The 10,311-nt window shown below is 59.2% G+C and carries 13 protein-coding genes; 1 reads left to right on the top strand and 12 read right to left on the bottom strand.

What is annotated here, in order from left to right:
• Window positions 1–304: 304 nt before the first annotated feature.
• Genes GM608_RS08860 through GM608_RS08850 form a run of 3 tightly spaced genes read right to left on the bottom strand, consistent with a single transcriptional unit; the run spans window position 305 to window position 2,474 of the window.
• On the bottom strand, window positions 305–1,285 hold the full coding sequence (locus tag GM608_RS08860) for an NAD-dependent epimerase/dehydratase family protein (protein ID WP_333645394.1): 981 nt from the start codon (window positions 1,283–1,285) through the stop codon (window positions 305–307).
• Between the two features lie 2 nt (window positions 1,286–1,287).
• On the bottom strand, window positions 1,288–1,797 hold the full coding sequence (locus GM608_RS08855) for a DUF192 domain-containing protein (RefSeq protein WP_052348988.1): 510 nt from the start codon (window positions 1,795–1,797) through the stop codon (window positions 1,288–1,290).
• 29 nt (window positions 1,798–1,826) lie between these two features.
• The gene (locus tag GM608_RS08850) at window positions 1,827–2,474 is read right to left on the bottom strand and encodes an MBL fold metallo-hydrolase (protein WP_154980863.1); all 648 of its coding nucleotides are present in this window, start codon (window positions 2,472–2,474) and stop codon (window positions 1,827–1,829) included.
• A 521-nt stretch (window positions 2,475–2,995) separates the two neighbouring features.
• Here GM608_RS08850 and GM608_RS08845 point away from each other — a divergent pair.
• A complete protein-coding gene (locus GM608_RS08845) occupies window positions 2,996–3,556 on the top strand; it encodes a CHAP domain-containing protein (RefSeq protein ID WP_227449743.1) in 561 nt (186 codons plus the stop codon).
• 45 nt (window positions 3,557–3,601) lie between these two features.
• On the opposite strand, the gene GM608_RS08840 is transcribed toward GM608_RS08845, so the two are convergent.
• The 9 genes from GM608_RS08840 to rfaD form a co-directional block, all read right to left on the bottom strand.
• On the bottom strand, window positions 3,602–4,057 hold the full coding sequence (locus tag GM608_RS08840) for a 23S rRNA (pseudouridine(1915)-N(3))-methyltransferase RlmH (RefSeq protein ID WP_192848650.1): 456 nt from the start codon (window positions 4,055–4,057) through the stop codon (window positions 3,602–3,604).
• 27 nt (window positions 4,058–4,084) lie between these two features.
• Complete coding sequence (gene rsfS / locus GM608_RS08835) at window positions 4,085–4,489, bottom strand: ribosome silencing factor (RefSeq protein WP_373364561.1); 405 nt, start codon at window positions 4,487–4,489, stop codon at window positions 4,085–4,087.
• 5 nt (window positions 4,490–4,494) lie between these two features.
• Window positions 4,495–5,085, bottom strand: a complete 591-nt coding sequence (locus GM608_RS08830) for a nicotinate-nucleotide adenylyltransferase (protein ID WP_043559278.1) — start codon at window positions 5,083–5,085, stop codon at window positions 4,495–4,497.
• An 87-nt stretch (window positions 5,086–5,172) separates the two neighbouring features.
• On the bottom strand, window positions 5,173–6,267 hold the full coding sequence (gene ychF, locus GM608_RS08825; RefSeq protein ID WP_043559276.1) for a redox-regulated ATPase YchF: 1,095 nt from the start codon (window positions 6,265–6,267) through the stop codon (window positions 5,173–5,175).
• 75 nt (window positions 6,268–6,342) lie between these two features.
• Complete coding sequence (gene pth, locus GM608_RS08820) at window positions 6,343–6,912, bottom strand: aminoacyl-tRNA hydrolase (RefSeq protein WP_043559272.1); 570 nt, start codon at window positions 6,910–6,912, stop codon at window positions 6,343–6,345.
• 14 nt (window positions 6,913–6,926) lie between these two features.
• Complete coding sequence (locus GM608_RS08815) at window positions 6,927–7,541, bottom strand: 50S ribosomal protein L25/general stress protein Ctc (RefSeq protein WP_043559269.1); 615 nt, start codon at window positions 7,539–7,541, stop codon at window positions 6,927–6,929.
• Window positions 7,542–7,646: 105 nt separating this feature from the next.
• The gene (gene pgeF / locus GM608_RS08810; protein ID WP_333645393.1) at window positions 7,647–8,429 is read right to left on the bottom strand and encodes a peptidoglycan editing factor PgeF; all 783 of its coding nucleotides are present in this window, start codon (window positions 8,427–8,429) and stop codon (window positions 7,647–7,649) included.
• Window positions 8,426–9,253 (bottom strand): prolipoprotein diacylglyceryl transferase, encoded by an 828-nt coding sequence (gene lgt, locus GM608_RS08805; RefSeq protein ID WP_192848653.1) that lies wholly within the window; start codon window positions 9,251–9,253, stop codon window positions 8,426–8,428. Before lgt ends, pgeF begins: the two co-directional genes overlap by 4 nt.
• Entirely contained in the window at window positions 9,250–10,230 is a 981-nt protein-coding gene (gene rfaD, locus GM608_RS08800; protein WP_081563337.1) for an ADP-glyceromanno-heptose 6-epimerase, read from the bottom strand. The genes lgt and rfaD overlap by 4 nt, the downstream gene beginning before the upstream one ends.
• Between the last annotated feature and the right edge of the window lie 81 nt (window positions 10,231–10,311).

Here is a 10,311-nt window from a genome sequence, read left to right as displayed (position 1 = left end):
AGCGTTCGCTCTGAGCCAGGATCAAACTCTCAGGTTCAATCCAGACCAACAGAATAAAACATCCAGCTTAATTCAACGCATCAAACTTAAAGTCAGATACATCAGCTTCCGTCTTCCATCAGCCTTCGCCAACGAAAACGCCGCCAACATATCCCTTCCAGTCTCTACTTTATAACCCATATTCTCTTGTCAATGACCACCCCAGCCGCCCCGAAACTCCCGCTCCAGCGCCGCCGGTGAATGGGCTTATACGCAGATCCCCCTCACCGCACAACCCCATCACACCAAAAAAATCAAAAAAACTTCAAAAAAAGTTAAAATACCCTGAATTTCCGCAGAGCCACGCCACAAACCGGCTGATTCCTTCCTCCAGAGACACCTGCGGTTCCCATGGAATCACTGCCTTCAGAGCGGTCGTATCAGCCCATGTCTCCAGTATATCCTCCGCAGGTCTGGGAGCTTTCTGGATAATGGCCTGTCGTTCCAGAGATGTTTCAAGACACCGGATCAGATCCCTCACAAGACGGGGCTGCCCATATCCCACGTTGAAGAGTCGGCTTTCTCCTGCACGCGGCGGCGCATCCATCAGATGCAGAATCGCCTCTACGACATCATCAATATACGTGAAATCCCTTGCCAGCCCTTCGGCATCCCAGAGGGTCAAAGGATGCCCCGCCTGAATCGCTCTGGCAAAACCATAACAGGCCATGTCCGGGCGCCCCATCGGGCCATATACCGTAAAGAAACGCAGACCGGTCTGGGCAAACCCGTAAAGATGACTGTAGGTCTGCGCCGTAAGCTCGTTCATCCTTTTGGTCGTGGCATAAAAAGATGCCTGCGCCCCAACAGGAACGGATTCGGAGAAAGGAAGGGCCGCCGAAGGCCCATACACGGCGGAGGACGAGGCATAGAGAATCTGCCGCAACCGGGACAGGGTCCGACAGGCTTCCAACAGACTGACCTGACCAGCAATGTTGTCCTCTATATAGGCATGGGGCTTGAGCCGGGACTGCCTGACCCCCGCCCGGGCAGCGAGATGCAGAACCGTATCAATGTCAGGATACTGTGCGAACAGACCTGCCAGGGCAGCCTGATCACGCACATTGGCCCTGACATAATGAAAGCCAGACTGCCCATGCAGTGCAGCAAGCCGCAAAGGCGCCATGGCCGGAGTGGACTGCTCACTATCAAGCCCGATGACACGCCATCCACGAGCCAGCAGGACACGGGCCACATGAGACCCGATGAACCCAGCAACCCCTGTTATGAAAACCGTGCGGGACACATTCAGTGTGCCCCACCAGGCAGAGCATCGGACACGATGCGGTTCCCCACCACCAGCCCCAGCCTTTCCGCCGTTCCGGCAGGAAGCTCCAGAACAGCCCGGACAGGCCCATGACTGCTGATGATTCCCTCACTCAGGGGTGTTGTATGTTCCTCAATGGCGTGAATGCGGTTCTGATCATCAATGAAGATCATGTCCAGCGAGATGAAGGTGTTGCGCATCCACATGGCGGATTCCTGCGGGGCAGGCCAGACAAACAGCATGCCATGATCCGGCTTTATCTCCTTGCGGAACATCTCACCCACTTCCTGCTGGCGTGGCGTGCTGGCCACTTCCACCCTGAAGGCATGGCTGCGCCCGGTCTGATCGGTAATGGTCAAGGCAACTTCGGGTAATGGTGGCTGTGCCTCCGTAACCGTTTCTTCAGCCCGAACCATGCCACCAGCAGCAGCCAGACCCGCCAGGACGAGTCCACCTGCCAAAAGACCCCACTGATAAACTCTTTTCATCATCCCTCTCCTTATCTGCACCACCATGCCGATCAGTGCTGAAATGCCGGATTATGCTGCCGCTCTTCCCCTATCGTGGTCGGCAGGCCATGACCCGGCAGGACGATGGTATCGGCCGGAAGAGTGAACAGTCTGCTGCGGATCCCCTCCAGCAGCTGTCTTTCATTGCCATAGGGGAAGTCTGTCCGCCCCACCGTACCACGGAACAGCGTATCACCGGCAATCACCAGCCCTGCCTGCCGCAGGATGAACACGACATGACCGGGCGTATGACCGGGAACATGAGCAACCTCAATGTCATGCCCAAGAAAGGACAGTATATCCCCGTCGCTGGAAAAACGGTCCGGTGTGACGCTTTTCATGCCATCCAGCCCGAAAGCAGCCGCCTGCTGCTCGATTCTCGACAGCAGAAACAGGTCCTCCCGCAACGGCCCGATGACAGGCACGTCACCCCCCTGCCGGTCCGTCAGCAGTTTCTTGAGGTCGGCAGCACCTCCGGCATGATCAAGATGACCATGTGTCAGCAGGATGGCCTCGACATGCAGCCCCTCGGCTTCCCGGGCCAGCCGCACACTTTCTCCGCCAGGGTCGACAACAATCGCCCGCCCCATCTGGTCCGACAGAATCGTGCAGTTCTGACGAATCGGTGTCACGGTCACTTTCCGCAAGGTTAATTTCATGACGGGCTTCCATTTCCGGGCATCAAACAAGAAATGATCTACAACGTCATACCCCTACCCGACAAGAAACCACCACTTCCCCACACTCCACACCCATGAAATAAAATACTGCGGCAAGAAAAGCAGAGTAGACGAATAGAAGATTCGGATCTAAATACAGTTTCTGGAGCCATTTCTCCTTTACCTTTCCGGAGGGCCATGCCTCTTGCGGGCTTTGCCTTGCCAAATGAGTATGATCAGCCTGAAACATATTTCTAATTGGTATATATTTCCTAATGTTAAATCTTATTCAGGTTTCTCTGCCCATTTCATGCCATTATTTGTCTTGTCATTCACAGGCTTCTTCTGATAGTTTCCCGGAACTACTGAAAGAATGAGGTCCACTTCGGTCAAACAGAACGGGAAGATGTATCATGCGCCGTGCCGGGAAACGGTTATTTTTATCATGTCTGGTATTATCTGCGGCAGCATTCTGCGCTCCCAAGGCCGAAGCGAGGCACCATGTCCGCCATTCAAGCCGTTTGATCAGAAGCAGCCACTTCCTGCACAGGCATTACCGCCACTATGGTCATGCCCATGTCATCCAGTGCGTTGCCTATGTGCACCAGAGCACGGACTTCCACATCCGTGGCAATGCACGGGACTGGTGGCGCAATGCTGAAGGCATGTACGCCCGTGGCCAGCAGCCCGAGCCCGGTGCTGTCCTCAGCTTCCGTCCCACACGCCGTATGCCACTTGGGCATGTTGCCGTTGTCCGTCGGCAGATCGACAGCCGGACCATCATGATCGACCAGGCACACTGGGCCTCCAACGGCATCAGCCACAACACGAAAGTGGTGGACGTGTCTCCTGAGAATGACTGGACAGCTGTCCGTGTGGCTCTCCCGGGCAATGGGGAACGTCTCGGCAGCATCTATCCGACGCATGGCTTCATCTACAACCGTCAGGACGGTTCTGCCCCTGTTTCCACACGGTACCGCAATGTCATTGCCAAAGGAACGGCCAGTGACATGGAAACAGCCTCCGTTCCGGCTGATGCCAGCTTCTTCGGAGACGAGGCTCCCAGCCGGTCTCTCCAGTAAGAACTGGACCTCACGACCGTAATCCCACAAAGCCGGACCGTTCCCTCAGGGACGTCCGGCTTTGTGGTATGGATGACCTGTCTGGATGGACTGTGCCCGGAAGAGCTGCTCCGCCAGCATGACCCGCACCAGCATGTGTGGCCATGTCAGCTTCCCCAGCGAAAAAACAGCATCCGCCCGCTGAAGAATGGCGGCATCAAACCCTTCGGCTCCCCCAATCATGAAACAGACAGGGCGGCCACTCTCCTGCCACGTCTGCAATCGGGACGAAAAGGCCGGGCTATCCAGCAGACGACCCCCTTCATCCATCGCCACAAGAAACGCATTGTCAGGACAGGCAGCCAGAAGGGAATCGGCCTCCCGCCGTTTCAGTTCGGCAGGAGCACCCCGGCCCTGGGCCACTTCCACAATCTCCAGCTTCGGGCGCAACCGGGCGCAGTACCGGTCGAGCAGCTCCCGTTCCGGGCCGGCCTTCAGCTTTCCTACGGCGATGAGCTTCATCAGAAAACCCTCTCGCCAGCCACCACCTCATTCAACGGCAATTTCTTCCGCAGCCGCATCAAAGTCACCACCCCACATGCGTTCCAGCGCATAAAGCTCACGGCTTTCCGGCATGAAGAGATGGACAACCACATCTCCTGCATCCATCAGAACCCAGTCACTGCCCTGGTCCCCTTCAATCTGCGGGCGGGCAAGATTTTCTTCCTTCAGGCGACGTTCCAGATGCTGGGCCATGGCAGAAATCTGACGCTCGGAAAGACCGGAAGCAATGACCATGCGCTCAGCGAATCCGGCACGACCTGTCAGGTCCAGCACGACAATGTTCTCGGCTTTGTCTTCATCCAGACTGTCCGTAATGACAGACAGAAGACGGGCCAGCCCTTCCTCATCACTATGAGGGGCGGAAGCGGGGGTTTCAGTCGCGTTGATGATGGTTCTCACTCCTGATCGACAGACGGGCAGAACAGCCCCTTTTGACGCAAAGCGGTCGAAGATATGTCATTCTGAGGTGCCGAAAGGAATGTCCAGCCCGGCCCACTTCCTTTTTCTAGCAGAAGAGACGCCGCCCTTCCATCACGACGATGATGCCGCAGGACGGAACTGGCCCGCCCCTTGAGGGCCGGTATGATGCTTCCGGGACGAGGCAGGACAGCAATCGGCACCATCTGCGCCAGCCGCCGCCATGACCGCCAGCGGGAAAACTGGGCCAGCCCGTCTGACCCCATGAGCCAGACAAAACGGCACTGTGGGAAACGCTGCCGGAGCATGGCCACGGTCCGGACCGTGTAACGCTGCCCCAGCTTCTGCTCTATGTCCGTGGCGATGATGCGCCGTCCATCTGCCAGAGCCTGTGCCGTTGCCAGCCGCCGGGAGAACGGCGCCATTCCCTTGCGGGGCTTGAGGGGATTCCCCGGAGACACCATCAGCCAGACCTGATCCAGCTTCAGACTTGCCAGAGCCTTGCGGGCCAGCTGGATGTGCCCCTCATGCGCCGGATTGAACGACCCTCCCAGCAGGCCGATGCGCATCCGGCGGCCATCCCCGAAACGGGATGCAGCAGCCCCCAGCGGAGTCGCCGGGAGCCTTTCGGGACGAGGCCCCTTCATGAGGCTGTCTTACACGTTGAAGCGGAACAGCAGGACATCACCATCCTGCACGACGTAATTCTTGCCCTCGACACGCAGCTTGCCGGCCTCACGGGCACCCGCCTCGCCCTTGTAGGTGACGTAATCATCATAGGCGATGGTTTCGCAGGCGATGAAGCCACGCTCAAAGTCATTATGAATGACGGCTGCCGCCTGCGGGGCCTTCGTACCTGCCGTGATCGTCCAGGCCCGGGTCTCCTTCGGCCCTACCGTGAAGTAAGTCTGAAGGCCCAGAAGGCGATAACCAGCAGCAATTACACGGTCCAGACCGCTGTCCTTCAGGCCGAGGCCATCCAGAAACTCGGTCCGTTCCTCAGCCTCAAGCTGGCTGACCTCCGCCTCGATGGCCGCAGAGACAATGACAGCCCCGGCACCTTCCGCCTCGGCCCTCTTCCGCACCTGCTCGGAATAGGCATTGCCGGTCGAAGCCGCCGATTCTTCCACGTTGCAGACATAAAGGACGGGCTTGGTCGTCATCAGCTGGAGGCGGGCAGCCTCTACTTCTTTCCCCTCAGGAACGGCCGTACGGGCCGGTTTGCCCTCACGCAGGGCGGCCAGCAGCGGCTCCATGAGTTCCAGCTGTTCCTTGGCCTCACGGTCATTGCCACGGGCACGCTTTTCCAGCCCGACCTTGCGGCGCTCCAGACTGTCCAGATCGGCCAGCATCAGTTCCGTCTCGATGATGTCCGCATCCCGCACGGGATCCACACCGCCCTCGACATGGGTGATGTCATCATCATCAAAGCAGCGCAGGACGTGAATGATGGCATCCACCTCACGGATGTTGGCGAGAAACTGGTTGCCCAGCCCTTCCCCCTTGGAAGCCCCACGGACCAGCCCGGCAATATCCACAAACTCGAGGCTTGTCGGCACGATGCGCTGGGAATTGCCAGCCTTGGCCAGAACCTCCAGCCGTTCATCCGGCACGGCCACCCGCCCCGTGTTCGGCTCGATGGTGCAGAACGGATAATTGGCAGACTGTGCCGACGCTGTCTGTGTCAACGCATTGAACAGGGTGGATTTGCCGACATTGGGGAGGCCGACGATCCCGCAGTTGAACCCCATTCGCTCTCTCCCCTTTCTGTGCCCTGCCGGTCTGGCTCATCTCTCGCCACCGCAGGCCTGTTAGATTCTCTGTTTTCAGTTCCGCCGCAAGGCTGTTTTCGTCATGAAGGCCTCATGCTCACCCTGCGCCAGAAGTGGCGTGGCATCGGCCATGTCATCCAGCCACAGCTCCAGCTCAGACCGTTCCGTGCTAGAGAAATCCCCCAGTACATGGCCATGCACCTTTTCCCGGCTGCCCGGATGGCCGATCCCCAGCCGCACACGCCAGTAATCAGGGCCGGGCAGGGCCTTGTCCATGGAGCGCAGGCCATTATGCCCGGCCGCTCCCCCGCCCCGTTTGACCCGCATCTTTCCGAAGGCCAGGTCCAGCTCATCGTGAAAGACGGTAATCTCATCCTGTGGGATTTTATAGAAACGCGCTGCCTGCTGCACGCTGTCACCAGACAGGTTCATGTAGGTCAGCGGCTTGAGCAGAAGAACCTTCTGCCGCCCGACCATGCCTTCCGCCGTTTCCCCACGGAAGCGCTTGCGCCACGGGCCGAACCCATGGCGCGCAGCGATCGCATCGACCGCCATGAAGCCGATATTGTGCCGGTTGCGGCTCATTGATGCGCCCGGATTACCGAGTCCGACCCAGAGCTTCACAACCGCAATACCCCTTACTTGGCTTCAGCTGCTTCCTCAGAAGCCTCTTCCGGCTCCTCGTCAACCGTCGGCGGAGCGATGGAGGCAATCACGAAGTTGGGGATATGCAGGGTCGGTGTGGAGTGCTCCGTCCCCTGGAGGTCGTCCCAACGCACGTTGTCGTTGATGTCCAGCTTGCTGAGGTCAACCGTGAAGTGCTCAGGGATGTTCTCGACCGGAACTTCCACGTCAACGGAGTGACGGGCAATGTTCAGCACGCCGCCACGCTTGATGCCCGGAGCCTCATCTTCACCCGTGAAGGTGATGCCCACCTGAACATGCACGCTCTGGCCAGGAACCAGACGCAGGAAGTCGATATGGATCGGCGCATCGGACACCGGATGGAACTGGATGTCACGGATCAGGGCATGGACCTGCTCACCACCGATGCTGAACTGGTACAGGCGGGACTGCCAGGCACCACGGTGCAGCTCTTTCATGATGATGCGGGGGTCGATGGAGACCAGAGCCGGCTCCTTCTTGCCACCGTACACCACGCCCGGGACCATGCCCTCACGACGTGTTGCGCGCGCTGCCCCCTTACCTGCTTTGGCGCGCTGGGAGATCTCCAGTGTCGTTACTTTCGCCACGTTATACGCTCCTGCGTTCTGAAATTGTCATGCCCAACCGGCCTCCAGGGGTGCCGGATGGTTGCCCCGCCCTAGCGGAAAAAAGCAAAAAAGACAATTTTTTTATCAGTCCAGCCCCGCACGGATGACAGCAATCTGGCGGCCCGTCCGCCCGTCACCATGCACTGTTGCCCGGCGATGGCTGAAAAAACGCTCCTCCGCCAGCGTATCATGGCCTGTCCATTCTGCCTGCACGCCCTCTTCTGCCAGACGGAACAGGCAGAAAGCGGGCAGATCAAACTGATGATGCCCAGCTCTTGCTGCCTGGCTGAAAAACCGCTCGCCCTCCGGGTGCCGTTCCAGAACGGCCCGGCGCATGTCCTCACCCACTTCATAGGAGACAGGGCCGATGCAGGGCCCCACCACGGCACGGAGTCCCTCCGCCCCCAGCAGGCGCATCTGCCGGACTGTCTCTTCCAGCACACCTCCCACAGCTCCACGCCAACCTGCATGGGCTGCACCAACAATCCGCCCATCGTCCGACGACAGCAGCACAGGGGCACAATCCGCCGTGGCTACGCCCAGAGCAAGCTCCGGGCAGTCCGTCACCAGCGCATCACCCGCCGGAAGGGCCTCGTGGCCCTGCGTATGAGACCAGACCTCATCAACCTGGCGCAGCACATGCACATCCGCTCCGTGAACCTGCCGGAGCGCAGCAAACTGCTCCAGCTCCACACCCACGACAGCCGCCATCCGCCGCCTGTTCTCCTGCACGTTGTCCAGCCGGTCCTGCGTCCCCAACCCGCCATTGAGGGTATCATGGGGAGCCACAGACACGCCCCCCTCCCGGGTAAAGAAGCCATGCCGGACAGGCAGAAGCGGCGACCGTAAGAAGACAGGCTGTGTCATTCTGCAATCCAGTCCGTCTGCCGGGCGGGACGGCTGAAGGCATGAGCCATCAGGCCAATCCCGGCCAGTGCCATGGGCAGGCACAGGAGCTGCCCCATCGTGATTCCCCCAGCCAGAAAGCCGATATTGTCATCCGGCTGGCGGAACAGCTCACAGAAGGCCCGGGCACAGGCATAGCCAAACAGGAACAGCCCGGACAGGAACCCGGCCCGTGCCCGCAAGGCTGGGCGGCTGACAGCCAGCAGCATCACGACCAGCAGCAGGACACCCTCCGTCAGGGCTTCATAAAGTTCGGACGGATGCCGTGGCTCCGGCCCGACAGCGGGAAAGATCATGGCCCACGGCACGGCACTCGCCACTGGCCGTCCCCAGAGTTCCCCGTTGATGAAATTGGCACACCGCCCCAGAGCCAGCCCGATGGGCACCACCACGACGATCCGGTCTGCAAAGGCCAGAAAGTTCAGGCCCCGCCGCCATGTGAACAGGGCCAGTGCAATGATGACCCCTGCCGCTCCCCCATGAAAGGACATGCCGCCCTTCCATGTGGCGAAGATTTCCAGAGGATGGGACAGAAAGAAAAGCGGCCGGTAGAACAGGACATAACCCAGCCGCCCCCCCAGCAGCACACCCAGCACCGCATAGGCAAGGAAATCATCCACGGCTACCTTCGTTGCCACCTTCGGCCCAAGCTGGACCAGCCTGCGGGCCAGGGGCAGGGCAATGATGAAAGCCAGAATATAAGCCAGAGCATACCAGCGCACCACCAGCGGCCCGATCTGGAAAGCAACGGGGTCCAGCCCCGGGAAGATAAGCGGATGTGTCACAGATACGGCCTTCCTGATGCCAGATACCCCTTGATGTAATGGCTGATCCCGTCCTCCGGTGTTGTGAAAGGAGCCGTATATCCAGCCGCCCGCAGTGCCCTCATGTCAGCCTGCGTGAAGGACTGGTACTGCCCCCTCAGGCTCTCTGGCATCGGAACATAATCGATCTCTGCTGCCCGTCCCGCCGCAGCACAGACAGCCCGGGCCAGAGCCTCGTATGTACAGGCCTGTCCTGTCCCGCAATTGAACAGCCCGCTGACGGCAGGGTGTTCCAACAGCCAGAGCAGGACATTCACCACGTCCCCGATCCAGATGAAATCACGCTTCTGCTGCCCATCCGCAATATCCGTCCGGTCGGACTGGAACAGACGGATGGGATTACCGGCCATCAACTCATCATATTTTACCTTGATGACCGAAATCATCCGCCCCTTGTGATACTCATTAGGGCCATAAACATTGAAGAACTTCAGACCGGCCCATTGTGGTGGGGTCGGTTCCCCAGCCTCTACCGTCCGCTTCACCCAGAGGTCGAACGCCTGTTTGGACCAGCCATAAAGATTGAGCGGCTGCAATCCCTCGATGCTGTCCAACCCGTCTGCAAACAGCTCTGGCCGGTCTGCCGCCCCATAGGTTGCTGCCGAAGAAGCATAAAGGAACGGCACCTCATGCTCCACACACCACCGCCAGAGCTGCTGGGACAGGGTGACATTGCTCTGCCAGACCAGGTCTCCATCCCGGGCCGTCGTTTCACTGATGGCCCCCAGGTGGATGACGGCCTCCACCCCTCTCACCGTTGCCAGAAAAGCGGAAAGTTCATGGGGGGGAATGATCTGGTGGGGAGGATGGCTGGCAAGATTGTGCCACTTCCCCTGATCATGCAGATAATCCACAATGACAGTCCGCCGCCCCTGCCGGAACAGGGCCTGCTGCACGCATGAACCAATAAATCCGGCTCCGCCGGTGACGATAATCATTCTTCCTGTATAGTCTGGCCAGATGCGGCTTCCAACAGAAAGAACGCAGAAACAGGGATGACGGTTGACAGACCGGCTTCC

The sequence above is a fragment of the Bombella sp. ESL0380 genome, from assembly GCF_009725805.1.
In the GTDB taxonomy this organism is placed as follows: Bacteria; Pseudomonadota; Alphaproteobacteria; order Acetobacterales; family Acetobacteraceae; genus Bombella; species Bombella apis.
The sequence above is the reverse complement of the archived record's forward strand: the minus strand, read 5'-3'. Positions and strand labels throughout refer to the sequence as shown.

Excerpts from the sequence above, each read along its gene's own strand:
- pgeF (WP_333645393.1), bottom strand. The coding sequence starts at position 8,429 with ATGACACAGCCTGTCTTCTTACGGTCGCCGCTTCTGCCTGTCCGGCAT.
- ychF (WP_043559276.1), bottom strand. The coding sequence starts at position 6,267 with ATGGGGTTCAACTGCGGGATCGTCGGCCTCCCCAATGTCGGCAAATCC.
- rfaD (WP_081563337.1), bottom strand. The coding sequence starts at position 10,230 with ATGATTATCGTCACCGGCGGAGCCGGATTTATTGGTTCATGCGTGCAG.
- GM608_RS08850 (WP_154980863.1), bottom strand. The coding sequence starts at position 2,474 with ATGAAATTAACCTTGCGGAAAGTGACCGTGACACCGATTCGTCAGAAC.
- GM608_RS08840 (WP_192848650.1), bottom strand. The coding sequence starts at position 4,057 with ATGAAGCTCATCGCCGTAGGAAAGCTGAAGGCCGGCCCGGAACGGGAG.
- GM608_RS08855 (WP_052348988.1), bottom strand. The coding sequence starts at position 1,797 with ATGATGAAAAGAGTTTATCAGTGGGGTCTTTTGGCAGGTGGACTCGTC.
- GM608_RS08830 (WP_043559278.1), bottom strand. The coding sequence starts at position 5,085 with ATGCGCATCGGCCTGCTGGGAGGGTCGTTCAATCCGGCGCATGAGGGG.